This window comes from Kitasatospora sp. NBC_01302, assembly GCF_035976515.1.
Lineage (GTDB): Bacteria > Actinomycetota > Actinomycetes > Streptomycetales > Streptomycetaceae > Kitasatospora.
The window spans coordinates 102,659-126,732 of sequence record NZ_CP108404.1 but is presented as its reverse complement, the minus strand read 5'-3'; the positions used below and the strand labels follow the sequence as shown (position 1 = coordinate 126,732).

Below are 24,074 nucleotides of genomic sequence, written 5' to 3'. Positions count from 1 at the left end.
CCGGGATCGATCTGAGTGTCAATTCGACGTCGGACGTGTCCGGCCGAACACAGGAGGTTTCCATGGCCAAGGGCTACTGGGCCAGTGTCTACCCTGCCATTTCGGACCCTGAGAGACTGACTGCCTACGAGAAGCTGGCCGGTCCGGCTGTCCGGGCTGGGGGCGGGCGCCTCCTGTCCCGTGGCGGCCGAGTCGTCGCCCACGAGGCCGGAATCACGCAACGCGTCGTTCTGATCGAGTTCGACAGCTTTGAACAGGCCGTCGCGGCATACGAGAGCGAGGCATACCAGAAGGCGCTGGTGGCCCTCCCCGACGGCGTCGAGCGCGACTTCCGCATCATCGAAGGCATCGACTGACCGGCGGGCCCAGCCATCGCTGAGCATCCGTCACCTGATACGCACACGGTGCTGAACGACGACTCACGAGACGAGTTCGAAGCGATGCCTCACGGACCTCGTCCGCAGCCGCCGAGGCCAACTGCTGCCCGCCTGGATCCGCCAGGCCGAACAGTCCGACGTTCTCCCGGTCGCCAAGTTCGCCTCGCTCCTCCGCCAGGACTTCGACGCTGTCACCGCCGCTATCGCCGACGAATGGAGCTCAGGCAAGGCCGAGGGCCATGTCAATCGCGTGAAAACGATCAGGAGAGCCATGTGCGGCCGAGCCGGCTCCCGGCTACTACGAACCCGAATCCTCACCCGCACATCGTCGTGGACCGGTCACAACATCCAACCGGCCACCACCCGCTCGGCCACCGAGAAGTCGGTCCCGCAGTCCGGGCAGGCGGCCCGCCCGAACAGGGAACGGACGCCATGCGCCAGACCCTCCTGACCGTCCGCCAAGGCCCGCGTGAACAGCCTCCGCGGCAGCCCTTCCAGCTCCTGCGTTCGCGCTGGTTGGAGGGGTGACTTCCGCACTTCCTGCAGCGCGTAGTCGTCAGTGCGGCAGAAGGAGTCGTCCTGCCCGATGACGATGAACATGTCGACGCCGCAGTAGGGGCAGTCGACCTCGTACTCCCCGGTCTGCAGGCCGTCCAGGCAGCGATCCCAGATCGCGACGCCCTCGAAGGAGAGCAGGGCCTGCAGCAGGTTCACGTACTCCTCGGCGTCGGTCGGCTGGCTCAGGCGGCGATCGGTGAGGTTACGCAGAACCGCAATCGGAGCCGAGAAGACCGTCAGAGGGCTGTCGGCATCGGACAACCCGGGCGAACAGGAAGCGATTGCTCCCGCCGCCAGAAGCACCCAGCCCACGGTCTCCGGCCTGCTCGCAGTCGCGATCTCGGCCAAGCGCGGAAGTGCTGCGAAGCCTGCGGTGAAGGCGATGTCCAGCTGCGGACACAGATGGTCCATCAGCTCGGACCACACACCGCTCGGATCGGCCTCGAACCGGTCCAGGAGAGCAGGCACATGCTCTGCCGAACCGTGAACAGTGCCTGCGCCTGTGGCGGGAACTGCTCGACGCAGGAGTCTTCACCGCCCCCATGACCCACCCCGCCGTCCGGGCAGGCCACGAGGTCCTGCGCATCACCCTGACGGCCGCCCACACGGACCGGCACCTGACCCGGGTGCTGGCCGCATTCGAGGAAACGGGCCGCAAGGCGGGCCTCATCCCGTGACCATCCCTCGGCCGGGCAACCTGGACGACGAAAGTCCGGTGCATCGATGAAGCGCCACCCCTAGCATGCACGGGTGAACCTCTCGCATCTCGGCGCGCCGAACAGGCCGATGATCCGCGTCCACGGCGGGTTCGCCAACCGGATGTACCGGCTCGACACCGACCAAGGGTCCTTCGCGGTGAAGGAGTTGAACCTCCTCGACCGCCGCTGGACCTACCACGCCGAGGACGTGTTCAGGTTCGAGCAGTCGGCCTTCGCCGCCGGCATCCCGATGCCGGAGCCGATCTCGGCCGGCCACCACATGCTCGTCCACCGATGGGTCGAGGGAGAACCGCTGCGCGAAGCACCGGTGTCGGCGGCGTACGCGTTCGAGATCGGTGAGATCGTCGCGCGCATCCACGCGCTCGACGTCGCGTGGACCCACGTGCCGATCGAGGAGCCGACGCCACGGGACTGGCCCGAGCTGGCCGAGCGGGCGGCGGCGACCGGACAGCCGTGGGCCGGCGAACTCGTTTCCCACGTCGGGGCGTTCCTCGCGATGGCCCACTTCGTCGACACCTGCGAACGGCCGGGCCCCGTCGTGCTGACCCAAAAGGACATCCAACCGTGGAACCTGCTCGCTCGAGAGGGCCGGCCGGTGCTGCTCGACTGGGAGCTCTCGGGGATGCTCGACCTGGCCGGTGAGCTCGGCTCGACCGCGCTGAGCCTCGCGAAGGGACCCGGCTTCGACGACATCAGGCCCGCCGTCTTCCGCTCGGTCCTCGACGGCTACGTCGCCGGGGGCGGAGCGCTGCCGCCCTCGGGTCCGAGTTGGTTCGTGTTCATGATCGGCGGCTGGCTGGGGCACACGAGGTGGAACATCCTCCGCTGCCTCGCCGGCGTCGAGGCGAGCACCGGCCCCGACCTCGCGCTGTCGCACGAGTCCGTGCGCAACGGCCTGCGCGGCCTCCCCGACCTGTTCGGCCGACTTCCCGAGCTCGAGGCGCTGCTCGTGTGACAGCGACCCGCGTCCGTGCCCGCAGAAGACCGGACCCCGTGGGATCCCCGGCTCCACCCCTCCCGGGCCCGGCGCGGCGGACGCCGCCGGATCACACTGCTGAGCCGTGCACCGGTCGGGGTGATTGAAGCCGGGGTGGGCGGGCAGGCGCCCGTCGGTCCGGATCGTCCGGATCGGCCAGACGAAGGGAGTGCCCTGATGAGCAGGGTTCAGGAAACGATCGACGTCGATGTCCCGGTGCACAGCGCGTACAACCAGTGGACGCAGTTCGAGGAGTTCCCGAGGTTCATGGACGGCGTGGAGGAGATCCGGCAGATCGACGACCGCCGCTCCCACTGGCGCACGAAGGTGGGCGGCGCCCACCGCGAGTTCGACACCGAGATCGTCGACCAGCTGCCGGACGAGCGGATCTCGTGGCGCACGGTGAGCGGCGACGTCCGACAGATGGGCGTCGTGACGTTCCGGTCGCTGGACGAGCGCCACACCCGGGTCAGTCTCGCGATGGAGTTCGAGCCGCAGGGCATCGGTGAGAAGGCCGGTGCGATGCTCGGCGTCCTGGACCGTCAGGTCAAGGGCGACCTCAAGCGCTTCAAGGGCTTCATCGAGGAGCGCGGCCACGAGAGCGGCGGCTGGCGCGGCCGGATCACCCCGGGCGGCGCCGCCGCGGGAACCGCCGGCCACCCCGCCGACGCACCGCCCCGCGAGACCCCGCAGGCCCGGATGACCGGCGAAGGGGCGCCCCCGGCCGACCAGGGGCTGTCCGAGGGGATGCAGGGCGGCACCGGTCCGGCCTCCGCCATGCCGCCGGACCCGGACGACATGCGGCACGGCTGACCCCGCGACTCGCGCTGTCCACCGCCCGGGCCCCGACCGCCCCACCGCGGTCGGGGCCCGGGCCTGGGCGACTGACGCGGCCCGACTCCTCCCTTCGGGGGACCGGCGGCGTGCCAGCCAGGGGTTCGGCCGGCCCGGCACCGGGTTTCGGGGCCGGCCGGCCGAACCCTCGGCCGACGAGACCCCGCCGCTCGACCTCGGCGAGCAACATCCTGGCCACTCCCTGGAGCGGGCCCCGCCCGCCATCCGCCGCGTCTTCCCGTCGGTGGCCGGCGCGACCGCATGGGACCACCACGACCACGACCACGCACCCGGTACCCGCTTCGCACGCGAGATCTCCGACCACGCGGGACCAGAGGCCCCCCTCGCGCTGAACGACGTCCCGCGCACCCGCGCGGCGCCTTCCAACGGCCCGTGAAGCACACCATCCCAAGGCGTGCTCCGGCGCAATCCGCGGGCGTCCGTGGGGGAGGATCGCTCCGGCCGAAGGGATGATCTGTGTCCGTTCAATTGACGGTCCCTTGGCCGAGCCAGGAATCTGGGAGACAGGACTTCAAGGGGATTTCGATCGCACTCGGGAGGGCACGATGAGAAATGACCACCGATCACGTGAGCGCCGGATGGTTGTGGCTGTGGCCAGTGCCGGCGCGCTGCTCCTCGGCGGTGCGGTGGCCCTTCCCGCCGGTGCTGCTGCCCCCATGTCGGCAGCCAGCCGTTGCACCGGAAGCTACAAGGACGTGTACAGCGCGGAATCCTTCAATTCCTCCGGCACCCAATCGGTGGCCGTCTGGCTCCAGTACAACCCGACGTGCAGGAGTGTGCGTGCCCAGGTCGCCAGATGGTCGGACACGGGCTGGGAGATCTGGGTGTACAACGAGGACACCAAGGAATCGGCCACCCAGTACAGTCCGGGTCAGACCACGAGCTGGCTCGACGACGCGGGAACGCACTCCCACGCCTGCGTCCAGCAGTACGGCTCCGCGAAGGCGTGTACGCCCTCCTACTGATGGCGTTCCTTCCAGAAGGAGAGGCCCCGTCCTGTGACGGGGCCTCCGGGCGGTGCCCGGCCGACCGTTCCGTCGCCGGCCCCGCGGTACACGGGCCTGCGGCGGTTTCATCGCGGCTCCGGCGGACGAACTGAGTCCGTACGTGGACGAGGCCCAGCGCCCGGTGCGGATGTCAGCTTCTCGGCACGCTCGTCCGGACCGGTGGCTGCAGGCGGCCGAAGTCGTCATGGTCAGGTGAGTTGGTTGACCAGCGCGGTGAACACCGCAGGAGCGCGGGCGGCCAGCGGGACGATCCCCGGGGCCAGCAAGGAGCTGGCGCGGATGCGGACCAGCGTGTCGGTGAGCAGGCGGTGGCGCCGGGTGGCACGCCGCCAGGCCTGCTCGTACTCCTGAGGCCGGCCGGCGCGCAGGCAGCGCACCAGGTGGGCGGCGCCGGTGAGGGCGAGGGAGATGCCTTCGCCGGTGAGGGCGTCGATGTAGCCGGCCGCATCGCCGACCAGCAGGACCCGCCCGGCCACCCGCGCCCGGACCTGCCGGCGCATCGGTCCGGCGCCGCGCACGCTGGTGGCGGACCGCAGGGGCAGGCGGTGGCGGAGGGCGGGGAACGCGGTCAGCAACTCGTCGAACGGCAGGCGCTCGCCGGTGAGGACGGCCACGCCGATCAACTCGGGGGCCAGCGGGGTGACGTATGCCTCGCCGAGCGCGGACCAGTGGACCTCCACGCAGGTGGTCCAGGGCGCCACGGCGAAGTGCCGCCGCAGCCCGAACCGTGCCCGTCGGGGGTCGGGGCGTTCCAGGCCCAGCTGCCGCCTGATGGGGGAGTGCAGGCCGTCGGCTGCGACCAGGTAGCGGGCGGTGAGGCCGGCGGCGGTGACGCTGTCGCCGTCCTGGCGGATCCCGGTGGCCTTCCTGGCCAGCATGGGCACGCCGAGGTCGGCCGCCCGGCGGAACAGTGCGGCGTGCAGGACGGTGCGCCGCACGCCCATGCCCGCCTCCTGCCGGAACCTGCCCTCGGCGAGGCAGCGCCCGTCCAGGTAGCGGATGCCGTGGATCGGGTGCCCGTCGAGCGTGACGCCCAGCTCGGCCAGGGCGCGGACGGCCCCGGGCATCAGGCCCTCGCCGCACGCCTTGTCGATCGGTGCCGGCCGTGGTTCGAGGACCACCGCGTCAAGCCCGGCCCGGGCGGCGTGGATCGCGGTGGCCAGACCGGCGGGTCCGCCGCCGGCGATCAGCAGGTCGATCACGCCGGCACCGGCGCGCAGCGGGTCAGGGCGGCGTTCTCGCAGCGCAGTCGGGTGGCGAGCAGGGGCAGGTTGAGCAGGGTGAAGCCGGCCGCGGTGAGCCAGGCGCCGTGGACGAGGGGCAGTGCGGCGCCTTCGAGGACGACGGCGAGGTAGTTGGGGTGGCTGAGCAGCCGGTACGGTCCGGCGGTGACCAGGGGCAGATCGGGCACCACGATGACCCGGGTGTTCCAGCGCGGCCCGAGCGTGCGGATGCACCACCAGCGCAGCGCCTGGGCGGCGAGCACGAGGGCGAGCATCGGCCAGCCGAGGGCGGGCAGGAACGGGCGGGCGGCGAGCTGGACCTCGGCCAGGCACCCGGCCAGCAGCCCGGTGTGCAGCAGGACCATCACGGGGTAGTGGCCGCGGCCGTACTCGACGCCGCCGCGCGCCATGCTCCAGGCGGCGTTGCGGCGCGCGACGGCGAGTTCGGCGAGGCGTTCGGCGGCCACCAGCACGATCAGCAGGGTGTAGGGAGACACGTGGACCTACCAGCGCAGCAGGACGAGTTCGGAGCAGAAGCCGGGCCCCATGGCGAGCATCAGGCCCGGCGTGCCGGGCGGCGGCGGGCGCAGGGCGAGGGTGTCGCGCAGGATGTGCAGCACCGAGGCGGAGGAGAGGTTGCCGACCCGGGCCAGCGAACGCCGCGTCAACTCCAGTGCTTGGGAGGGCAGTCCGAGCGACTCGGCCAGCGCGTCCAGGACCTTGGGGCCGCCCGGGTGGGCGACCCAGCCGGCGATGTCCGGTGGTTTCAGGTCGTGTTCGGCGAGGAAGGAGCGGACGTCCTCGCCGACGTGCAGGCGGACCAGTTCGGGCAGTTCGGCGCCGAGCACGATCTTGAAGCCGCTGTCGCCGATGTCCCAGCCCAGCGCCCGTTCGGTGCCGGGGTACAGCCGGCTGTGGGTGGCCACCACCTGCGGGCCCGGGAACTCCCCGCACCGGGGATGCTCCCGGCCGACGGCCACCAGGGCCGCGGCGCCGTCGCCGAAGAGCGCGCCGGCCACCATGTTCTGCACCGACGGGTCGGTGCGCTGCAGGGTGAGCGAGCACAGTTCGACCGAGAGCAGGACCGCGACCTGCCCGGGATGGCCCTCAAGGTAGTCGTGCAACCGGGCGAGGCCCGCGGCCCCGGCGACGCAGCCGAGACCGAAGACCGGCACCCGCTTCACGTCCGGCCGCAGGCCCACGCGCCTTGCCAGCCGCGCCTCCAGCGAGGGCGCCGCGATGCCCGTCACGGAGGTGGAGATCACCAGGTCCACGTCCTCGGCCGCCAGCCCGGCCGCCGCCAGGGCGCCGGTCAGCGCCTGCTCGGCCAGTCGCACCCCGGCTTCGATGAACAGGTCGTTGGCCTGCCCGAAGCCGCTCAACTCGCGGTAGCGATCCAGCGGCAGGGCCAGGTGGCGGGAGCCGACCGTGGAGGTGGCGTGCAGCCGCTCCAGGACCCCGCGCTCGGCGTCCTGCTGCGGGCACATCACCGCGAGCGCCTCGGTGATCTCGCCTTGCTCGTACCGGTGCGGCGCGAGCACACCGTGGACAGCCGCGACTGTGGTCATCGGGCCAGAATAGGTTCCAGCTGACCATTCATCACCACATGACCGGTATTCGGCGGTTCGACCGATCCAGTGCCGCGTCAGGCAACTGTCGCGACGGGGCGAAGGTTGCCTGACGCGGCACTAGCATGAGGGCGTGCACACCGCCGGAGCCCAGCCCGCGCCCGCAGCCACCGCCGGAGCGTCACCTCCCGGCGCGGGCAGGCCCCTGCGGGGGCTGCTGGCCGCCTCTCACGCCGCCCCTTCGGTCGCCGTCACCGCTGTGATCACCGCGCTGGCCGCCGCCTCGGGGCGGGGAGCTGCGGGAAGCGCGCTGGTGGCCTCGGCGGTGCTGGCGGGACAGCTCTCGGTGGGCTGGTGCAACGACCGGCTCGATCTGCGCCGGGACCTCGCCACCGGCCGGAGCGACAAGCCCCTGGCGGCAGGTGCGGTGCGCCCGCACACCGTGGCGATCGCCGCCGGGTGCGCGCTCGCGCTCTGCGTTCCGCTGTCGCTGGCCAACGGGCTTGCGGCCGGTACGGCCCACCTGGTCGGGGTCGCCGCGGCCTGGTCGTACAACCTGGGCGTCAAGCGCACCGTGCTCTCCTGGCTGCCCTACGCCGTGGCCTTCGGACTGCTGCCCGCCTTCGTCACCCTCGCACTGCCCGGCCACCCCTGGCCGGCTGGATGGGTGATGGCTGCCGGCGCACTGCTCGGCACCGGCGCCCACGCCACCAACGTCCTGCCCGACATCGACGGCGACCTGCGAACGGGCGTGCGCGGCCTGCCCCAGCGGCTCGGCCCGCGACGCGCGCGGATCCTGGCCGCCGCCCTGCTGCTCGCCGGGGCGATCGTCCTCGTCCTGGGACCGCCGGGGCGGATCACCGTCGCCGGCTGGGTGTCGCTCGCCGTCACCGGCGCGCTGGCCCTCGGCATCGCGGTTCCGACCCGCGCCGACCCGCGAAGCCGGTTGCCATTCCTGGCCACCCTCGCCCTGGCGGCCCTCGACGTCGCCCTGCTCCTGCTGCGCGGTGCTGCCCTGGCCTGACAGGGTGTGCACAGACGTCTGGGAGCGGGGCCCGGCTGCGCAGGCGAGTACCGGGAGAGCTGCAGCTCGATCTTGTGGTCGGCGGTGCGGTTGGCGGAGTTGAGCCAGTGATCGCCTTCGTTGGCGGCGAAGTCCGGTACGAAGCCGATCCGCGACCGCTGGAGCGCATGAGGCAGTGGATGGACACGCTCGCCACTGCCTGGGAACACCGCCTCAGCGCGATCAAGGACCTGGCGGAAGGAAGCAGCACGCCCTGAACCGGTGACGGTGCTTCACGAGGTCCGCACAGAGCGCAGCCCCCTCCAGCAGATGAGTACGCACCCGAGGGGAGGAGAACCTCGCGGGTGTCGTCGCGGATCTCCCAGCAGGTACGTAGGCGACGAACGGTCGGGGGCGGCATCCGCTCGCCAGTCGATCACCGGTGTGGCGGCGGGCGCGTGCCGGTCAGCGGGGCAGGCTCTGGGTGACGCGCCACAGGCGCCGCGGCAGGCCGCCCTCTTCGAAGGGGTGGACCTCGGCGGGGGACCAGCCGTCGGCGAGGGCATCGACCAGGTCTGGGGGGAAGAAGTGGACGGCGAAGCCGCCGTGCTCCCAGATGTCGTCGCCGTGCCCGGTGCCGGCTCCATAATGGGCGTCGCCGGTGTGGCGGACGGTGTAGACGAAGGTGCCGCCGGGCCGCAGGACCCGGCGGACCTCGGCGACCAGGGCGTGGATCTCCCCGGTGGACAGGGCCATGCACAGCAGCATGTGGGCGAAGACGGCGTCCACGCGGGCGTCACCGAGCGGCAGCGGGTCGCGCACGTCGTGCACAGCGGTGGCGACCCGCCCGGCCAGTCCCTCGGCCGTCGCCGCTTCGCGCAGTTGGTCCAGGCCCACCGGGCTGAAGTCAGCGGCCAGCACGGTGAATCCCGAGCGGGCGAAGTACAGCGCATCACGGCCGTGGCCGGCGCCGAGCTCCAGCACACTGCCGGCGCCGGCGGCGCGGAAGATCGCGGCGGCGTGGACGGCCGCGTCGGAAGGCCGGGCGCCGTACATGCCGGGGTGGGTTCCGTACGTCTGCTGCCAGTGCTCGCGCTGCACCTCGGCCAGGTCCTGGTCCTCGCGCATCGCAACTCCTCCCGCTGTCCCGGCCCGCCCAGGCTGCTGCCAGCGTAGGCCGGGCTCACCCGGGGTGCTGATCGTCCGGCGAGTCGTGCAAGGAGGGGGCGTAGGAGATCCCGACGATCAAGCCGTCCGCGGTGAGAAGTCTGGCCACCGTCTGGTCCCACGGCTCGGTGCGGGCCTGGTGCACCAGTTGGAAGCCCAGGCGCTGAAGCTCGGCACCGGCGGCAGTGACGGCTTCCGCGTCCGCCACCTCGAACTCGATCGATGCCTGCGGAACCACCCGGTCGGCGGGCCACTGGGTGGTGCCGAAGCATGCCTCGGCTGCCTGCGAGAGCGGCCACAGGCCGAAGTGCTTGCTACCGGGGACGCTACCGCTGGAGTAGTAGCCGTTGCCCTCCCCCTGCAGGGGGAGCCCAAGAGCCTCGATGAACAGCTTGCGGCTCAGCGGGGGGTCGGCGACGACGACCGCCACGCTCGTGATGAAGAGAACGTCCATGCTGATGCACTCCTGCTGCGATGGACCGCGAGGGCCGGAGATCCAGCTCGAAGCCGTTGGGCGGGAGGGGATGTGGCCGGCTTCCGGTGTCAGTAGCCGCCGCCTGACGTGCTGCTCGGTGTGGAGGCAGGGGTGGTGGCCGCGGTGGTGATCGCATCGCCGCTGGGGCTGATGACGTACCACTTCCCGCCGAACGCCGTGACACCCTGACCATTGATCTCACCGGCCTTGGAGTCGTCGGTGAAGGTGTACAGCGGGTGGCCCTTGTACGTGACCTGGGTCGTGTGGTCCGTCCTCACGCTGGTGCCGACCAGGGAGGCCGTGAGTCCGCTGGAGTTCGGCGTTCCGCTCGTGACGACCGGCGGCCACGCCGCAGCGCACGCACCGTTGCAGGTCGAGGTCGAGCTGGTGTCCGACTCGAACACGTACAGTGTCCGGCCGGCCCCGTCGACCAGGATCTTCCCTTCGGGCGAACCGGCGGTCTTCAGAGTGGCAGCCCCACCGGCCGGCGCGGAGGCGGAGCTTGATGCGGACGCGGAGCCGGAGCCGGTGCTCGATCCTGAGCTGCTGGAACAGCCGACCAGCAGGGCCGCCAGGGCGGCAGCCCCCGCAGTTGCGGCGAGAACAGGCTTCATGACGGACTTCCTCCGCTGGAATCGTCGCAGCGCCTGATGCACCACGGCCAGTCCGCAGACCCACCGAAAGCGGGCCCGCAAAAAAATGCCGGCTCCGCGGGCACACCGGCAGCGGTCCACCCAGGGTGACGGGCACACGACCAGTGTCAGCGTCCACATCCACACCCACCACCCGATGCGGTGCCCGGCGCCGCCGGGCGGAGCACCGGGAAGGCTGGTGGCGCTGTACAAGCGGCCGCTGGACGGGCCGGAACCACGATCCCGGGACGGCGCACCGGCTTTGGGGCATCCGGGTGTCGGAGGCGCCGGCGAGGGCGACGGGCAGCCGGCGGTGGTGGGCGACGGGTGGCGCCGGGGCCTCGAGCTGGGGATACCAGTCGTCGGAGCCCTCGGAGCCCTCGGAGCCCTCGGAGCCCTCGGAGCCCTCGGAGCCCTCGGAGCCGGCGCCGACGGTCTCGCCGGGGTCGAAGGGCAGCTCGCCGGTGGCAGCCTCGTAGAGGTGACGCCGATGCCCCGGACGTCGGTGGCCGCAGTGCGGCTGACGGGGACGTCCTCGCGGCTCGGGAACTCGCCGACCACCGTGTGATCGAGGTGTTGCTGCGCGGCCTGGAGAAGCGGTCGTCGGCGGAGCCCGGCTTCAACCGGGGCGCAGGGCGCCTGGTCGAAGAGGTGACCGAACACCTTGGGGAGGGGGCTTCGGGTGAACGTGATGACCGGGCGGCGGTGGAACCCGGACGACGGGGGAGGAGCTGGGCCGCTGGCGATCACCGGGTGGTCGGCGCTCTGCGTGGTCGTCCTTCTGCTCGCCCGCACCTTCGCATGGTGAGGCAGGCCGGTCAGAGGCTGGTCAGCTTCCGTCGTGCCGCGCGTCGGCGCAGCCTTGGCAGGCGACGCACAGCGCGTTCGGCGGCCTGTCGCTGACCTTCGTGCAGGACGCCGTAGGCGAAGGCATCGTGCTTGGCCCGGTCGGTGCTCTCCGTGCTCCCGGCGTCCAGCGTGAGCAGCGCCTGCCGGGTCACCACGCTGTCCTGGTGGACGCCGAGGACCTTGTGGAGCCTCTTCATCCGCGCGCCGTACTTCGCCGTCCGCTTCGCTGCGTGCCGCGGGAGCCCCGAGCCTGCCGCCTCCGCGGTGTAGCGGGCGCGCTTGGCCGCCTTGCGGGCGCGGTGCAGCGCGCCGTCGCGCTGTGGGCCCCGCGCCGTGCGAAGCGCGCGGTCGAGCCGCTTCAGCATCCGGCGCTGCTCCTGCCGCAGCACGTCGGCGCAGTAGCCGACGGCGGCCGCGCCGGCCCGGCCGCGCAGCGGAGGGCGGGCCGCGAAGTCGTCCAGCCGGTCGAGCAGCGTGAAGTAGCGGGGACTGGCGAGTTCGCGGACCGCCTGCCGCCAGGCGCGCCGGTAGGCGTGAGCGTACCGCTCGGTGATCCGGCCGCGGAGCGCGTGCCGGCGCACCTGCGCGGGCACCGCGTCCAGACCGGCCACCAGGTGCTCACCAAGGACCTCCTGGTCCCGGGCCTCGCCCAACACCCGCCCGATCCACTAGAGTTCGGCGGCCAGCGGATCGGACCGGCGACGGTCGAAGAGCCGGTGGTGGGCCTTGAGCAGGCTCCGCAGGCGCCGCGCGGTCACCCGCATCCGGTGCACCGAGTCCGCCTCCCCGCGGCGCACGGCTGCGTCGAGCGTCAGCAGTTCCCCGACCAGTGCCCGGTAGGCCGTCATGACGACGGCGCCGGCGGTTCCGGGCTGTTCGGCGCGAGCGGCGGTCAGCTGCCCGTCCGCGGGCCCCAGCTTCCTGTCTGCGGGCCCCTGCTCCCCGTCTGCGGGCCCGGCGGTGGTGCCGACGGCCCGGGCGAGCTTCGAGGGCCACGCGGAGCGGGCCAGGCCCGCCTCGGTGAAGGCGGTGTCGATCCGGTCGAGCAGCTTCGGCGTCCCGTCTGCCAGCTCGACCTCGAATTCGGTCCAACCGCTGATCTCGGTGCTCGTGCCGCTGCTCGCCTGCCCGGGGTCGAGGAGCTGGGCTGCCACGCGGTCCTCGGTGACCTCCGCGAGGGTGGCGCCTTCCTCGTCCTGGAGCAGTCGACGGGCCCGGTGGGTGCGCAGGTGCGCCACCGGCAGCAGGGTGGCGTCCCGGGTGAAGGCCGCCACCCGAGCGGTGAGTTCCGCCGGGACTCTGCGCTTGCTCCCGGCCGCCAGCGGCAGCTGGATCTCCGCTCGCGCGTCGTCCGCGAGCGGCAGTTTGAGATGCCAGCCGGCGTCGTCGCCGCCGGTCCGCCGGCGTAGCGTGATCCGGCGGCGCAACAGGCGCAGGTCCGGCGAGTCGTAGTAGACGGCGTCGAGGTCCTGCTGGTCCACCCACTGCGCTGTCGCCACGCCCGGCACGCTGTCGAGGCTGCTCGGCAGCGCGGTTCCCTCGTACTTCCGCTCGGTCTCCACATGCTTCCTGGCCATGCTCGGCGCCTGCCCGGCCTCGTCCTCGTCATGCATTCGCGCTCCTGTCCGCCACGCACAGCCGCGCGGGGAGCCCTGCGGTGCGCATGAACCGTGGAAACCGGGACAGCCGGTGGATGTCCCGGTCACCGCTCGAAGAAAGATGAGGCAACCATGGCCGCCCTCTTGCTGGTTCTGCTCCTCGCTGTTGTGCTCTTCGGTCTCGGTTTCGCCGTGAAGGTGCTCTGGTGGGTGGCGCTCGTCGTTCTCGCCCTGTGGCTGATCGGCTTCGTCGCGCGTGCCACGGACGGCGCCGGCGGGCGGAGCCGCTGGTACCGCTGGTGAGGCGCGCCGCCGTCCGTCCGGACACTGCCCGGCGGAACACCGGCCGGCGGAACACCGGCCGGCCGAACTCCGTCCGGCGTTCGGCCGGCCATGATCGTGGAGGTTCGCATGACGTCAGCTGTGCGGCTGATCGCCGCCGACGTGAGCCAGGCGCTGCTGGTGATGGTGGTGCCGACGCTGATCATCTTCGGGGCCCTGATCGGTGCGTTCGTTTGGGGGAGCCGTCGTCGCGCTCGCCACCAGCCCCCGCCGACCCGGCCGGTTGACGCCGCGGGGCCGGAGCCCGGCTCCTGGCAGACGCCGGGGGCGGGCCCCGACCCGGCGGTCCGCGGCGGGGGACCGGGCAGGCCGAGTGCCCGCGGCGGAAGCCACCGACGCCGACCGCGGTGACCTCGCCATCTCGCGAGACGGTCGAGCGTGACAGCCGATTTTCGACCATCACGGCGACACCCGCACAGTGGTCGCGTCCCGGAGCCGTTACCCGCCGGCTCCGGGACGCGACCACTGTGTGTTGGGGGGTAACACGCAGGCGGTGCCTGCCCGGTGCGCGAGAGCGGCTCGCGCACCGGGCAGGCACCGCCCGTCTCCCGGGGCCCTTAGGCAGCCGGTCCGACCTCCTGGCCCCGTCCCCGGGGCAGCGCGCGGGCCGGCCGGTCCCGCCGCGCCCACCGTCGCCTAACCGCTGAGCAGGCGCAGCCGGGGCCGGCCCCGAAGGCGGCGCGCCCAGCCCCCGTTCCTCGAAGTGGCCGAGCAGCGGCACTCCGAGCAGCAGGGCCGGGGCACGAGCAGTGTGCGGACGATCACGAGGCCTTCCCGAGGGGCCGCCTGGTCAGGCTCCGGCCACCCCGTGCCCCCCGGGTCAGGACTCTGCTTCGAGGAAGGTGAGCATGTCCTCGGCGTGCTCCTCCTCCCGCGCCAGGATCTCCTCCAGGACGCGCCTCGTCGTCGGGTCGGCGTCGCCGAGCCAGCCGATCATCTCGGTGTAGGAGGCGACCGCGATCCGCTCCGCGACCAGGTTCTCCTGGATCATCTGCTTCAGGTCGGCGGCCGGGACGTACTCGGAGTGGGCGCGGCCCACCACCCGGCCCGGGTCCAGGTCGGGTGTGCCGCCGAGCTGCGCGATGCGGGCGGCCAGCAGGTCGGCGTGGCCCTGCTCCTCGTTGGAGTGGGCGAGGAACTCCTGGGCCACCGGCTCGGAGTTGAGGCCCTTCGCCATGAAGTGGTGCTGCCGGTAGCGCAGCGTGCAGACGATCTCGGTGGCGAGTGCGGTGTTGAGCAGCTCGATCACCTTCGGGAGGTCGGCCGCGTAGGCATCGGTGACCGGGCCCTGCATGAGGTGTGCGCGAGCCTTGTCGCGCAGGGTCTGGATGTCGGTGAGGAAGTCAGCCATGGGGGTGTCCTCCGGGGAGTCGGATGGGTGTCGAAAGCCGGCCTGGCGGCCGATGCGGTGTCAGGCGGTCGGCTGGGCCAGGCGCAGTCCGCGCGCGAGCAGCCGGTGGCGTTCGTCTTCGGTCAGGCCGCCCCACACGCCGTAGGGTTCACGGGCGGTGAGGGCGTGGCGCAGGCAGTCGAGCCGCACGGGGCAGTCGGTGCAGATGGCCTTCGCCGCCGCTTCGCGCTCGTCGTGGGCCGCGCCGCGTTCCCCGGGCGGGTGGAAGAAGAGGCTGTTCTCGGTGGCGCGGCAAGAGCCGTGCAACTGCCAGTTCCAGTGGTGCTCGTAGGCGCCGGGCAACCGGGAGACGTTCACCATCGCAGAGTCCCTTGCGTTGTCGCGGAAGGTGGCCGCACGCTCGTCTGTCCGGCTTCCCCCGGAACAATCCTCCATGTTCGGGCTTCGGCGACCACGCTCCCGCTCGGTCCGTGGCCATCCCCGAAGGCGCCCGGCCCGTCGCCGACGACCACTCGTGGTACCCACGCCGGGCGTTCGGCCTGCCTGCTCTCCGGCAGCCGTGCACGAGGTGATACCGCCGAGGTCCCCGGGGCGGTGCCACCTGTGGCCGTTTCATCGCCTTTCCAGCGGTTAGCCGTGCCTCGTGGGGCCTCTCCGGTGATCGAGAGGCCGGAGCTGTGCTGTGGAGGAGTGGGCGATGAAGGTTTCCGACCATGTCTTGGAGCGGCTGCGCGCGTGGGAGGTGGAGTACGTCTTCGCCTACCCGGGGGACGGGATCAACGGCCTGCTGGCCGCCTGGGGGCGCGCCGAGGACCGGCCGCGGTTCATCCAGGCCCGGCACGAGGAGATGGCGGCCTTCCAGGCCGTCGGCTACGCGAAGTACTCCGGTCGCACCGGGGTGTGCGCGGTGACCTCCGGGCCGGGGGCGATCCACCTGCTGAACGGCCTGTACGACGCGAAGCTCGACCACGTGCCGGTGGTGGCGATCGTCGGGCAGACCGACCGCAGCGCGATGGGCGGCTCCTACCAGCAGGAGGTGGACCTGCTCAGCCTGTACAAGGACGTGGCCTCGGAGTACTGCGAGATGGTCACCGTCCCCGCCCAGTTGCCGAACGTGCTGGACCGGGCGATGCGCATCGCGGCGACCCGCCGCACGGTGACCGCGGTGATCATCCCGGCCGATGTGCAGGAGCTCGACTACGAGCCGCCCGCGCACGCGTTCAAGCAGGTCCCCTCCAGCCTCGGCGTTCCGCACTACGCGCCGGTCCCGGCCGAGGAGGACCTCGCAAAGGCCGCGGAGATCCTCAACGCCGGCGAGAAGGTGGCGATGCTGATCGGGCAGGGCGCCCGGCATGCCCGTCCCGAGGTCGAGCAGGTCGCCGAACTCCTGGGCGCCGGCGTGGCGAAGGCGCTGCTGGGCAAGGACGCGCTGCCCGACACGCTGCCGTACGTGACCGGGTCGATCGGTCTGCTCGGGACCAGGCCGTCGTACGAGATGATGCGGGACTGCGACACCCTGCTCGTGGTGGGGTCCAGCTTCCCGTACACCCAGTTCCTGCCCGAGTTCGGGCAGGCCAGGGCTGTGCAGATCGACCTCGACCCGTCCATGGTGGGCCTGCGCTACCCGTTCGAGGTCAACCTCGTCGGGGACGCGGGCGGGACGCTGCGCCGGCTGATCCCGATGCTGGAGGCGAAGCAGGACCGGGCGTGGCGCAAGACGATCGAGGACAACGCCGCCCGCTGGTGGGAGGTCATGCAGCGCCGCGCCGAGGTGCCCGCGGACCCGGTCAACCCCGAGTACGTCGTCCACACCCTCGACGCGCTGCTGCCCGAGAACGCGATGGTGGCGGCGGACTCCGGGTCGGCGGCCAACTGGTACGCCCGCCACCTGCGGTTCCGCGGCGAGATGCGCGGTTCGCTGTCAGGGACGCTGGCGACGATGGGGCCGGGCGTGCCGTATGCGATCGGCGCGAAGTTCGCCCACCCCGACCGGCCTGCGATCGCGATCGTCGGTGACGGCGCGATGCAGATGAACGGCCTCGCCGAGCTGATCACCGCCGCGAAGTACTACCAGGAGTGGTCCGACCCGCGCCTGGTAATCGCGGTGCTGAACAACCACGACCTGAACCAGGTCACCTGGGAGATGCGCGCGATGCAGGGCGCACCGCAGTTCGAGCCCTCGCAGAGCCTGCCCGACGTCCGGTACGCCGACATCGCCCAGCTGCTCGGCCTGTACGGCAGGCGGGTCGAGCAGCCCGAGGACGTGGAGACGGCCTGGCGCCAGGCACTCGCCGCGGACCGGCCGTTCGTCATCGACTTCCGTACCGACCCGGCGGTGCCGCCGATCCCGCCGCACGCCACCTGGGACCAGATCAAGGCCGCCGCCCTGTCGGTCCTCAAGGGCGACAGCGACCGGCGATCGGTGGTCCAGCAGGGCGTGAGGGCGAAGATCCAGGAGTTCCTGCCCGGCAACGGAGGGAGCTGACCGGTGACCGGCAGCGAGCGTGTGGATCAGACCGCGCTCGAGCGGGCGCTGCGGGCCGAGGTGGACGGCGAGGTCCGCTTCGACGCGGGCAGCCGCGGGGCGTACGCGACCGACGGTTCCAACTACCGGCAGGTCCCGCTCGGCGTGGTGGTGCCGCGCACGGTGGAGGCTGGAGCAGCGGCGGAGTCCGTGAGCCCCCCGGGGAACGGGCGCCACGACAGCGCGCCCCGGACCGTCGGGTACGTATTCGGGGGATTCATCCCTTCTGGCGGGGGCAGGCGGTGGGCCAACGCAGCTTCGATGCTGTGCCGACCCAGAACCGGAGGCTCGACATGAGTGCCAGCGACAAGATCGAGAACGCCGCGGACAAGGCCAAGGGCGCGGTCAAGGAAGGCGCCGGCAAGGCCACCGGCAACGAGCGTCTGAAGGCCGAGGGCAAGGCCGACCAGGCGAAGGGCGACATCAAGCAGGCAGGCGAGCACCTCAAGGACGCCCTGGACCACTGACCCCCCTCACGCCGTGCAGCGGTGGCCCCACGGGAAACGGCGGGGCCACCGCTGCACGTGCGTGGTCGACCCCCAGCCCCGCAACAGCGCGGCCTCCAGGCCTGCGACGCCACCACGAGGACTGCTCCACGGTTCGGACCCACGAGGCCAAGCCCACCCGTGACGGGACCGCGGTCTGCGACCAGGACGGGCTGCCCCGCACCCCGGCTCCCGCGGTGAACGCCGACTCGCCGGACCGACCCGACCGGCGAGGTTACGGTGGCGTACGGCCGTGCGGGCGCCGCCGAGGCGGCCTGGACGGGAAACCGGGGGAGGAGCACGGACTGGTCCGGGAGAACCGTCGGGTGGCGACGGCCGGGTGTGGATCCGCCGAACCGGGTTACCCGTCAGTCGTGAAGACGACTGGCGACTGCGTGAATGCACGGGGAATCAGCGTGCACGGGCCCCGGGGCCCGGTGTTCGAGAACGTCGACCTCGACGTGCCCGCCGGCGGCCTGCTGGTCGCCCACGGCCCGGCAGGGTCGGGCCGTACGGCACTCCTGCTGGCGCTGGCCGCACGGATGCGGCTGACCACCGGGGTGGTGCGGGTGGGCGGAGCCACCGCGCCCGGGCGCGGTGCGCACCGGATCCGCCGACGGGTCGCCATCGCCAGGGCCGACGCCGCGCTCGAGCTGGAAGGGCGGCTGAGCGTTGCCGAGTTGGTGGCCGAGCGCCGCTGGACCGACCGCGCGGTCACGGTGCGCGGCGTGGTGACGGCGGCCCGCCTGCTGGGCCTGCGGCTACGCGGCTCGACCCTGGCCGAGGACTTGGATCCACTGGAGGCACTGCTGTTCGCAACGGCCCTCGCGTTGGCCGCCGGGCCCGCGGCACTGGTGGTGGACAACGTCGGCCGGGGCTGTCCCGATCCGGACCGCCACCGCGCCTGGCAGGCGCTGCAGGCCGTGTGCGCCACCGGGTGCACGGTGCTCTCCTCGGCCACCCAACCGCCGGAGGACCCCGCACCGGGCACCGTTCTGCTCGACCTGCCCCGGCGCAGTGCGACGCGACTGCCCGCCCCGCGCCCGGCCCGCCGCCCCCGCGATCTGGCGGCCCGCGGATGACCGCGCTCAGGCTGGCCTTCCTGGAACTGCGCCGCTTCCGCGGACCGTTGCGCCGCCTGGTGCCGCTGGTCCTCTGCCTGGTCCCGCTGCTGTACGGCGCGATGTACCTGTGGGCCAACTGGGACCCGTACGGCAAGACCGACCGGATCCCGGTGGCCGTGGTCAATCTGGACCACCCCGCGACGAGTTCCCGCGGCCAGGTGGTCGATGCGGGAGACGAGCTGGTGCAGCAGCTCAAGGCCTCCGGAACCTTCGCCTGGCGCTTCGTCGACCGGCCCACCGCCGCCGCCGGACTGCGCTCGGGCCGGTACGCCTTCACCATCGAGATCCCCACCGATTTCAGTACCCGGCTGGCCAGCGCGGGCGATTCCCAGCCTCAACCGGCCGGCTTGCGGATGGAACTCGACGACGCCAACAACTACATCGCCGGTGTGATGACCGAGACCGTCCAGTCCAAACTGGAGGCGCAGATCGACGCGGCCACCCACCAGGCCTACGTCCGCAGCCTCTACGGCCAACTGTCCGAGGTCCGGCAAAAGTTGACCACCGCCTCGACAGCCGCCCACCAGCTGGCCGGCGCCACCACCACGGCCCAGCAGGGCAGCTCGGCCCTCGCCGCCGCCGGCAGCACCACCGGCACCGCGGCGGGCCAGGTGGCCACCGGCAGTCAGCAGATCAGCCAGGCCATCAGCCAGGTCGACACTGCGGTCACCACACTGAACTCTGCTGCCACCGGCCAACTCCCCACCGTCGCCGCCTCCCTGGCGACCGCCGCCCAACTCGCCGAACAGGGCACCGGCGCGGTGCACACCGGGACCAGCCAGATCCACCGCACGACCTCGCAAGCCGTCGCCGACCTCCAGCAGTTCGCCACCGCCAACCCCCAACTCGCCCAGGACCCGGGCTTCCAGAAGGTCCTGGACGGCATCCGGCAGGCCGACGCCACCGCCGGGCAGGTGGACGGCCAGGCAGCGGCCACCGCGGACGCGGCACCGCAGGCGGTGACGGACGCCCAGCAACTCCAGAGCCAGGTCGCCACCCTCCAGCAGCGCATCGCCGCCCTCAACACCCCCCTGCGCCTGGTCGACTCCGGCAGTCGGAGCGTGGCCGCCGGTGCCGCCACCCTCACCACCGGCCTGAACAGCGCGCAACAGGCGGCGGATGCGGCCAAGAGCGCGGCCGACCAGGCCAACAGCGGCGCCACCCAGCTCTCGCAGACCGTCGACGCCGGCCTCGCCGACATCCCCGACCTCGACGACCAGCAGATCTCCGCCGCCTCCCAGGTGCTCGGCACGCCCGTCCACATCGACCGCGAGAACCTGCACCCCGCCGGGGTCTACGGGCGCGGCATGGCACCGTTCTTCTTCGGCATCGCCCTGTGGGTGTTCGGCCTCTTCGCCTACCTGCTGCTCCGGCCGACCAACCGCCGTGCACTGGCGGGACCGGCCCGCGCCCGCAGCATCGCGCTGGCGGGCTGGCTGCCGGCAGCCGCCCTGGGGGCGGTGGCCGCCCTGGTCCTCTACGGCGTGGTCGACCTGGCGCTCGGCCTCCATCCGCTCCACCCGCTGGCCACGATCGCCCTGCTGGTCCTCGCGGTGGGCTCCTTCGTGACGATCGACCACTTCCTGCGCACCACACTGGGGATCGCGGGCGACGTCCTCTCCCTGGTCCTGCTCATCCTCCAGCTCACCGCCTCGGGCGGTCTCTATCCGGTGGCCACCACGCCCGCCTTCTTCCAGGCACTGCACCCGCTGCTGCCGATGACCTACCTCATCGACGGCCTGCGGGTGACCGTCTCCGGTGGCCTGACCTCGCACCTGGTGCGCGACGCCGCCGTCCTGGCCGCCTGCGGTGTCGCCTTCCTCGCCCTCACCACCCTGGTGACCCGCCGCCGGCGCCTGTGGACCATGGCCCGCCTCCACCCGGACATCGAGCTGTGACCACGCCCCAACCGGCACCGGCGTGTCGATGCAGAGTGGCGCCTCGCGCCGGCGCGTCACCCGGGCGATGCGGCGGGCCGGGCCTCCGGGACGCCCCTACCAGGACAGCCCACAGTCCTGGATGACCGCCGAAGGCGCTCCGCCGCCGCTTGCCGCCACCCCGCCGGGCACCTCCCAGGGTCGGCCGGCCTCCTCGCTCATCGGTCCGGGCGACATGCGGCACGGCTGACCGGCCCGGGGCCCGGGGTGTCTGGCCAGGGTGGCGCTGCCGGCGTCCAGCAGCTCCAGGAGGCCGGTCCGGTGAAGATGCGCGATGCCTTCGAGAGGGTCCGGGTGGCGCAGCAGGGCGCTCACCCGTTCGGCCCAGTCCGTCGCACGGCCGACGAGGTCGTCGATCTCACCGTTCTTCTCACCGGTCTCCTGCCACGGGCGACTGCGGCGCTGAAGGGCTCGCCTCGGGCTGTGGTGCTGTCGCCGGATGCTCGAAGGATCTTCGGATTAGCGTGATGGTCAAGCGCTGCCTGGGGTAGCCGCCGTTCAGAAGTCAGGGAGACGTTTGGAGAGGAGCAGGTTCGATGACCGAGTACGGCTACTTCCTGTCGTGTGAGGAGTTCACCCCGGCGGAGCTGATCGACCAGGCCCGGCGGGCGCAGCAGGCGGGGTTCACCCGGCTGGCGATCTCCGACCACTTCCATCCGTGGAACGACGCGCAGGGCAACAGCGCGTTCGTGTGGTCGATGATCGGTGCGCTGTCGCAGGCCGTGAGCCTGCCGGTCACCACCCTGGTGACCTGTCCGACGGTGCGGCTGCACCCGGCGGTCACCGCACAGGCCGCCGCCACCTCCAGCGTCCTGCTCGGCGGACGCTTCGCCCTGGGCGTCGGCTCCGGGGAGGCACTGAACGAGCACATTCACGGCGACCGCTGGCCCTCCTTCGAGCTGCGGGCGGAGATGCTGGAAGAGGCGGTCGAGGTGATGCGCGAGCTGTTCACCGGCCGCCTGGTCAGCCACCACGGCCGGCACTACACCGTCGACAACGCCCGTCTGTACACCGCGCCCGAGCAGCCGCTGCCGGTCCTGGTGTCCGGATTCGGGCCGAAGGCCGCCGGGCTGGCCGGGCGGATCGGGGACGGCTTCGTCACCATGACCCCGGACGCCGACCTGGTGGGCGCCTTCCGGGAGGGCGGCGGCACCGGCAAGAGGGTCGTGGGCGGGGTGAAGGTGTGCTGGAGCAGCAACCGGGACCAGGCCGTCGACGTCGTGCACCGCCTGTGGCCGACCGAGCTGCTGCCCGGGGAGCTCGCCCAGATCCTGCCGACCCCGGCCCACTTCGAGCAGGCCAGCCGGCTCGTCACCCGCGACATGGTGGCCGAGGCCGTCACCTGCGGCGACAAGGTGGAGGAGCACGTCGAGACGGTGCGCGCCTATGCGCGAGCCGGCTTCGACGAGGTGTACGTCGGACAGATCGGGCCGGATCAGGAGGTGTTCTTCGACGCCTACCGCGAACTGGTCCTGCCGGCCCTGCGGTCCTGACCAGGCCGAGGAGCCGGTCACCGCCGATCCCGATCGCTGCGTGGCTGCGGGCCATCGCTGGGAAGCGCCCGACGGTGAGTGAGCCCGCCAGGCCCGGTGCCGGTGCGGAGGGCCACCGCCGGTGCGTCGCCAAGGCGTTCACACGGATGGCGGCCTGCGGGGAGCTGGACCTGCCGCTGCCCGGCGCGGGGGCGGACCCGTGCCCGTCGGGAGGCGCTCACCCGCTGGGCTCAGTGGGACCTGTCTCTGACCCGGCTTGCCGAGGGCCACACGGACGCCGTCGCGATTCTCGCCGAACTCGACGCCCCGAACGGAGAATTCCTGCCCTCAGGTGCGGACAGCGCCCGCTGGGGGGTGTGGGCGGCCGAACCGCCCGGCTGCACCCTGGAGGCACGCCGGGTACCGGGCGGACCGCGGATCGCGCCACGAGATGCGGCGGGCGCCGTCTCGCTGCCCGTTCCGGTGCCCGCACACCGAGCCGGCCCGAACACGGGATGTATTCGGGCCGGACGGTTGCCATGCTGGGGGCCGTCGCTCCCACGGCCCGCCGCGTTGGTCAGTCCTCCGTCTCGCCAGGTGCGCTCAGCGCCTTGGCGATTCGCCTTCCTGCTCCGACGGCCACGTTGACGCAGGTGACAGCGGCCAGAGCGGCGAGGAGGTAGGACTGCCGCAGCAGGGCGAGGACGGTCAGCGCGAGGCTGACGGCGGCCATGCCGACGCAGAGGGCAGCCACGAGCTGCTCACGGTGCTCCCTGAGTCTCAGCATCGTTCGGGCCAGATCAGCGGGAAGCAGACGGATTTGGGGTTGTCGCGCCCGCCATGACGAGGGCCACGACCGCGGCTGTGGACCTGCGTGATCTGCCGAGCCTGGTTGCCGTGGGCGGGAGGGCTGCCGATGAGCTGCGCCAGCTCTCTCGCGCTCTGCCAAGTGGGCCGTCTCTGGGAGGAACACGTCCTGGACGACGGTGAACAGCCACTCCTGGCCGAGGACGGAGCCGAAACGGAGATCTGACGCTGTCGCAGTTCCTCCCGATAGCTTCTCGACGGTTTCCCGACAGCGTCAAGCCCCGGCGTCGTCGCGGCGGCGCCGGACCGTCGTGGCCGAGCGGGAGGGCTGGGCCCGCATGTGGTCGCGGACCCGCGCCATGATCTCGGCCAGCTGCGGCAGGTCGTCGCCGGTCAGCGAATCGAAGAGCAGGCGGCGGGCCAGTTCCACGTACGGGGGCAGGACCTGGTCCAGCAGCGCGCGGCCGGCGTCGGTGAGGGTGACGGCGGTCGCGCGGTCGTCGTCCGGGTCCGGGCCGCGGGTGATCAGCCCGGCCTTCTCCAGCAGCCCGGCCTGATAGGTGATCCCGCTGCGGCTGTAGACCACGCCGTCCGCCATCTGGGTCATGGTCTGCGTCCCGCCCGCGTCGCGCAGCCGGACCAGGAGCTGGAACTGCACGAAACTGATGCCGGCGATCTCCCGCTCGCCAGTACCCGCGGCGACGCCACGCATACGGACCTGGTCGTGCGAGGCGGGCTCGCGCACATGGGAGAACCCGGTGCCGGGCCGATCGCCTTCGCGTGGTTCGATCAGGCGCTGGCGTCCCGGTCCTGAGACGACGGCAGCCACGTTCCCCACGCGGTGATCGCCCTGACAGGCACGCACGATCTGACACCACTTGGCTTGATGTTCAAGGTTCAAGCTCAGCCGGTGGCCAGCCGGTCCGAAGACCAGCCGGCCGCCGTCATACCCACGGCAGCGCACGGCCCGCACCGCCGCACCCGCACCCGCATCGCTCGCGTCAGACAGTGCCCTGGTAATACCT

27 protein-coding genes and 3 pseudogenes are annotated in these 24,074 nt (G+C 72.1%); 18 read left to right on the top strand and 12 right to left on the bottom strand.

What is annotated here, in order from left to right; translation table 11 throughout:
• The first annotated feature begins 62 nt into the window (after window positions 1-62).
• Together OG294_RS00655 and OG294_RS40975 are read left to right on the top strand one after the other, a co-directional pair.
• Complete coding sequence (locus tag OG294_RS00655; RefSeq protein ID WP_327071408.1) at window positions 63-356, top strand: DUF1330 domain-containing protein; 294 nt, start codon at window positions 63-65, stop codon at window positions 354-356.
• Window positions 357-477: 121 nt separating this feature from the next.
• Window positions 478-828 carry a transposase gene (locus OG294_RS40975; RefSeq protein WP_442789301.1) on the top strand — a complete coding sequence of 117 codons (351 nt, stop codon included), beginning with the start codon at window positions 478-480 and terminating at the stop codon, window positions 826-828.
• On the opposite strand, the gene OG294_RS00650 is transcribed toward OG294_RS40975, so the two are convergent.
• Window positions 717-1,403: a hypothetical protein gene (locus OG294_RS00650; protein WP_327064364.1), complete on the bottom strand. Its 687-nt coding sequence runs from the start codon at window positions 1,401-1,403 to the stop codon at window positions 717-719. The two genes, OG294_RS40975 and OG294_RS00650, sit on opposite strands and share 112 nt — an antisense overlap.
• Before the next feature lie 74 nt (window positions 1,404-1,477).
• Here OG294_RS00650 and OG294_RS00645 point away from each other — a divergent pair, with 74 nt between their 5' ends.
• The 4 genes and pseudogenes from OG294_RS00645 to OG294_RS00630 all read left to right on the top strand — a co-directional run bounded on the left by OG294_RS00645 (window position 1,478) and on the right by OG294_RS00630 (window position 4,450).
• Window positions 1,478-1,612 (top strand): hypothetical protein, encoded by a 135-nt coding sequence (locus tag OG294_RS00645; RefSeq protein ID WP_327064363.1) that lies wholly within the window; start codon window positions 1,478-1,480, stop codon window positions 1,610-1,612.
• A 73-nt stretch (window positions 1,613-1,685) separates the two neighbouring features.
• Entirely contained in the window at window positions 1,686-2,609 is a 924-nt protein-coding gene (locus OG294_RS00640) for a phosphotransferase family protein (RefSeq protein ID WP_327064362.1), read from the top strand.
• Between the two features lie 198 nt (window positions 2,610-2,807).
• Window positions 2,808-3,263 (top strand): annotated as a pseudogene (locus tag OG294_RS00635) (SRPBCC family protein); the annotation flags it as partial.
• Between the two features lie 767 nt (window positions 3,264-4,030).
• Window positions 4,031-4,450 carry a hypothetical protein gene (locus tag OG294_RS00630; protein WP_327064361.1) on the top strand — a complete coding sequence of 140 codons (420 nt, stop codon included), beginning with the start codon at window positions 4,031-4,033 and terminating at the stop codon, window positions 4,448-4,450.
• A 230-nt stretch (window positions 4,451-4,680) separates the two neighbouring features.
• Here the strand turns inward: OG294_RS00630 and OG294_RS00625 are convergent, their stop codons facing one another.
• From OG294_RS00625 to OG294_RS00615, 3 genes are read right to left on the bottom strand one after another with little or no spacing between them, the layout of a single operon-like run.
• Window positions 4,681-5,694: an NAD(P)/FAD-dependent oxidoreductase gene (locus tag OG294_RS00625; protein ID WP_327064360.1), complete on the bottom strand. Its 1,014-nt coding sequence runs from the start codon at window positions 5,692-5,694 to the stop codon at window positions 4,681-4,683.
• Window positions 5,691-6,212, bottom strand: a complete 522-nt coding sequence (locus OG294_RS00620; RefSeq protein WP_327064359.1) for an isoprenylcysteine carboxyl methyltransferase family protein — start codon at window positions 6,210-6,212, stop codon at window positions 5,691-5,693. Before OG294_RS00620 ends, OG294_RS00625 begins: the two co-directional genes overlap by 4 nt.
• A gap of 6 nt (window positions 6,213-6,218) precedes the next feature.
• Window positions 6,219-7,283 carry a type III polyketide synthase gene (locus tag OG294_RS00615; protein ID WP_327064358.1) on the bottom strand — a complete coding sequence of 355 codons (1,065 nt, stop codon included), beginning with the start codon at window positions 7,281-7,283 and terminating at the stop codon, window positions 6,219-6,221.
• A 133-nt stretch (window positions 7,284-7,416) separates the two neighbouring features.
• Here OG294_RS00615 and OG294_RS00610 point away from each other — a divergent pair, with 133 nt between their 5' ends.
• Window positions 7,417-8,307, top strand: a complete 891-nt coding sequence (locus tag OG294_RS00610) for a UbiA family prenyltransferase (protein WP_327064357.1) — start codon at window positions 7,417-7,419, stop codon at window positions 8,305-8,307.
• Window positions 8,308-8,414: 107 nt separating this feature from the next.
• Window positions 8,415-8,564, top strand: coding sequence for a hypothetical protein (locus OG294_RS00605; RefSeq protein ID WP_327064356.1), 150 nt, complete (start codon window positions 8,415-8,417; stop codon window positions 8,562-8,564).
• A gap of 187 nt (window positions 8,565-8,751) precedes the next feature.
• Here OG294_RS00605 and OG294_RS00600 read toward each other — a convergent pair whose 3' ends face one another.
• The 3 genes from OG294_RS00600 to OG294_RS00590 all read right to left on the bottom strand — a co-directional run bounded on the left by OG294_RS00600 (window position 8,752) and on the right by OG294_RS00590 (window position 10,542).
• Window positions 8,752-9,414: a class I SAM-dependent methyltransferase gene (locus tag OG294_RS00600; protein ID WP_327064355.1), complete on the bottom strand. Its 663-nt coding sequence runs from the start codon at window positions 9,412-9,414 to the stop codon at window positions 8,752-8,754.
• Window positions 9,415-9,469: 55 nt separating this feature from the next.
• Window positions 9,470-9,907: a VOC family protein gene (locus OG294_RS00595; protein WP_327064354.1), complete on the bottom strand. Its 438-nt coding sequence runs from the start codon at window positions 9,905-9,907 to the stop codon at window positions 9,470-9,472.
• Between the two features lie 89 nt (window positions 9,908-9,996).
• Entirely contained in the window at window positions 9,997-10,542 is a 546-nt protein-coding gene (locus OG294_RS00590; RefSeq protein ID WP_327064353.1) for a COG4315 family predicted lipoprotein, read from the bottom strand.
• A 700-nt stretch (window positions 10,543-11,242) separates the two neighbouring features.
• On the opposite strand from OG294_RS00590, the gene OG294_RS00585 reads away from it, so the two are divergent.
• Entirely contained in the window at window positions 11,243-11,368 is a 126-nt protein-coding gene (locus tag OG294_RS00585; protein ID WP_327064352.1) for a hypothetical protein, read from the top strand.
• Window positions 11,369-11,378: 10 nt separating this feature from the next.
• Here the strand turns inward: OG294_RS00585 and OG294_RS00580 are convergent.
• Window positions 11,379-12,986: pseudogene (locus OG294_RS00580) on the bottom strand (CYTH and CHAD domain-containing protein).
• Window positions 12,987-13,139: 153 nt separating this feature from the next.
• On the opposite strand from OG294_RS00580, the gene OG294_RS00575 reads away from it, so the two are divergent.
• Together OG294_RS00575 and OG294_RS00570 are read left to right on the top strand one after the other, a co-directional pair.
• The gene (locus OG294_RS00575; RefSeq protein WP_327064351.1) at window positions 13,140-13,310 is read left to right on the top strand and encodes a hydrophobic protein; all 171 of its coding nucleotides are present in this window, start codon (window positions 13,140-13,142) and stop codon (window positions 13,308-13,310) included.
• A gap of 108 nt (window positions 13,311-13,418) precedes the next feature.
• Complete coding sequence (locus OG294_RS00570; RefSeq protein WP_327064350.1) at window positions 13,419-13,700, top strand: DUF6479 family protein; 282 nt, start codon at window positions 13,419-13,421, stop codon at window positions 13,698-13,700.
• Window positions 13,701-14,169: 469 nt separating this feature from the next.
• On the opposite strand, the gene OG294_RS00565 is transcribed toward OG294_RS00570, so the two are convergent.
• Both OG294_RS00565 and OG294_RS00560 read right to left on the bottom strand, forming a co-directional pair.
• Entirely contained in the window at window positions 14,170-14,700 is a 531-nt protein-coding gene (locus OG294_RS00565; protein ID WP_327064349.1) for a ferritin-like domain-containing protein, read from the bottom strand.
• 60 nt (window positions 14,701-14,760) lie between these two features.
• Window positions 14,761-15,060 (bottom strand): WhiB family transcriptional regulator, encoded by a 300-nt coding sequence (locus OG294_RS00560; protein ID WP_327064348.1) that lies wholly within the window; start codon window positions 15,058-15,060, stop codon window positions 14,761-14,763.
• 337 nt (window positions 15,061-15,397) lie between these two features.
• Here OG294_RS00560 and OG294_RS00555 point away from each other — a divergent pair, with 337 nt between their 5' ends.
• The 7 genes and pseudogenes from OG294_RS00555 to OG294_RS00525 all read left to right on the top strand — a co-directional run bounded on the left by OG294_RS00555 (window position 15,398) and on the right by OG294_RS00525 (window position 22,263).
• Window positions 15,398-17,185 (top strand): thiamine pyrophosphate-requiring protein, encoded by a 1,788-nt coding sequence (locus OG294_RS00555; RefSeq protein WP_327064347.1) that lies wholly within the window; start codon window positions 15,398-15,400, stop codon window positions 17,183-17,185.
• A 3-nt stretch (window positions 17,186-17,188) separates the two neighbouring features.
• A pseudogene (locus OG294_RS00550) lies at window positions 17,189-17,377 on the top strand (hypothetical protein); the annotation flags it as partial.
• 140 nt (window positions 17,378-17,517) lie between these two features.
• On the top strand, window positions 17,518-17,691 hold the full coding sequence (locus OG294_RS00545; RefSeq protein WP_327064346.1) for a CsbD family protein: 174 nt from the start codon (window positions 17,518-17,520) through the stop codon (window positions 17,689-17,691).
• 434 nt (window positions 17,692-18,125) lie between these two features.
• The gene (locus tag OG294_RS00540) at window positions 18,126-18,791 is read left to right on the top strand and encodes an ATP-binding cassette domain-containing protein (protein ID WP_327064345.1); all 666 of its coding nucleotides are present in this window, start codon (window positions 18,126-18,128) and stop codon (window positions 18,789-18,791) included.
• Window positions 18,788-20,731 carry a YhgE/Pip domain-containing protein gene (locus OG294_RS00535; RefSeq protein WP_327064344.1) on the top strand — a complete coding sequence of 648 codons (1,944 nt, stop codon included), beginning with the start codon at window positions 18,788-18,790 and terminating at the stop codon, window positions 20,729-20,731. The genes OG294_RS00540 and OG294_RS00535 overlap by 4 nt, the downstream gene beginning before the upstream one ends.
• Window positions 20,732-21,031: 300 nt before the next feature.
• Window positions 21,032-21,238: a hypothetical protein gene (locus OG294_RS00530; protein WP_327064343.1), complete on the top strand. Its 207-nt coding sequence runs from the start codon at window positions 21,032-21,034 to the stop codon at window positions 21,236-21,238.
• Window positions 21,239-21,306: 68 nt separating this feature from the next.
• Window positions 21,307-22,263 (top strand): TIGR03557 family F420-dependent LLM class oxidoreductase, encoded by a 957-nt coding sequence (locus tag OG294_RS00525; protein WP_327064342.1) that lies wholly within the window; start codon window positions 21,307-21,309, stop codon window positions 22,261-22,263.
• Window positions 22,264-22,819: 556 nt separating this feature from the next.
• On the opposite strand, the gene OG294_RS00515 is transcribed toward OG294_RS00525, so the two are convergent.
• Together OG294_RS00515 and OG294_RS00510 are read right to left on the bottom strand one after the other, a co-directional pair.
• Window positions 22,820-23,029, bottom strand: a complete 210-nt coding sequence (locus OG294_RS00515) for a hypothetical protein (protein WP_327071816.1) — start codon at window positions 23,027-23,029, stop codon at window positions 22,820-22,822.
• A 294-nt stretch (window positions 23,030-23,323) separates the two neighbouring features.
• The gene (locus tag OG294_RS00510) at window positions 23,324-23,878 is read right to left on the bottom strand and encodes a MarR family winged helix-turn-helix transcriptional regulator (protein WP_327064341.1); all 555 of its coding nucleotides are present in this window, start codon (window positions 23,876-23,878) and stop codon (window positions 23,324-23,326) included.
• Window positions 23,879-24,074 lie beyond the last annotated feature (196 nt).

Excerpts from the sequence above, each read along its gene's own strand:
- OG294_RS00655 (WP_327071408.1), top strand. The coding sequence starts at position 63 with ATGGCCAAGGGCTACTGGGCCAGTGTCTACCCTGCCATTTCGGACCCT.
- OG294_RS00645 (WP_327064363.1), top strand. The coding sequence starts at position 1,478 with ATGACCCACCCCGCCGTCCGGGCAGGCCACGAGGTCCTGCGCATCACC.
- OG294_RS00630 (WP_327064361.1), top strand. The coding sequence starts at position 4,031 with ATGAGAAATGACCACCGATCACGTGAGCGCCGGATGGTTGTGGCTGTG.
- OG294_RS00615 (WP_327064358.1), bottom strand. The coding sequence starts at position 7,283 with ATGACCACAGTCGCGGCTGTCCACGGTGTGCTCGCGCCGCACCGGTAC.
- OG294_RS00600 (WP_327064355.1), bottom strand. The coding sequence starts at position 9,414 with ATGCGCGAGGACCAGGACCTGGCCGAGGTGCAGCGCGAGCACTGGCAG.
- OG294_RS00595 (WP_327064354.1), bottom strand. The coding sequence starts at position 9,907 with ATGGACGTTCTCTTCATCACGAGCGTGGCGGTCGTCGTCGCCGACCCC.
- OG294_RS00590 (WP_327064353.1), bottom strand. The coding sequence starts at position 10,542 with ATGAAGCCTGTTCTCGCCGCAACTGCGGGGGCTGCCGCCCTGGCGGCC.
- OG294_RS00575 (WP_327064351.1), top strand. The coding sequence starts at position 13,140 with ATGGCCGCCCTCTTGCTGGTTCTGCTCCTCGCTGTTGTGCTCTTCGGT.
- OG294_RS00570 (WP_327064350.1), top strand. The coding sequence starts at position 13,419 with ATGACGTCAGCTGTGCGGCTGATCGCCGCCGACGTGAGCCAGGCGCTG.
- OG294_RS00565 (WP_327064349.1), bottom strand. The coding sequence starts at position 14,700 with ATGGCTGACTTCCTCACCGACATCCAGACCCTGCGCGACAAGGCTCGC.
- OG294_RS00560 (WP_327064348.1), bottom strand. The coding sequence starts at position 15,060 with ATGGTGAACGTCTCCCGGTTGCCCGGCGCCTACGAGCACCACTGGAAC.
- OG294_RS00555 (WP_327064347.1), top strand. The coding sequence starts at position 15,398 with ATGAAGGTTTCCGACCATGTCTTGGAGCGGCTGCGCGCGTGGGAGGTG.
- OG294_RS00545 (WP_327064346.1), top strand. The coding sequence starts at position 17,518 with ATGAGTGCCAGCGACAAGATCGAGAACGCCGCGGACAAGGCCAAGGGC.
- OG294_RS00535 (WP_327064344.1), top strand. The coding sequence starts at position 18,788 with ATGACCGCGCTCAGGCTGGCCTTCCTGGAACTGCGCCGCTTCCGCGGA.
- OG294_RS00525 (WP_327064342.1), top strand. The coding sequence starts at position 21,307 with ATGACCGAGTACGGCTACTTCCTGTCGTGTGAGGAGTTCACCCCGGCG.
- OG294_RS00515 (WP_327071816.1), bottom strand. The coding sequence starts at position 23,029 with ATGCTGAGACTCAGGGAGCACCGTGAGCAGCTCGTGGCTGCCCTCTGC.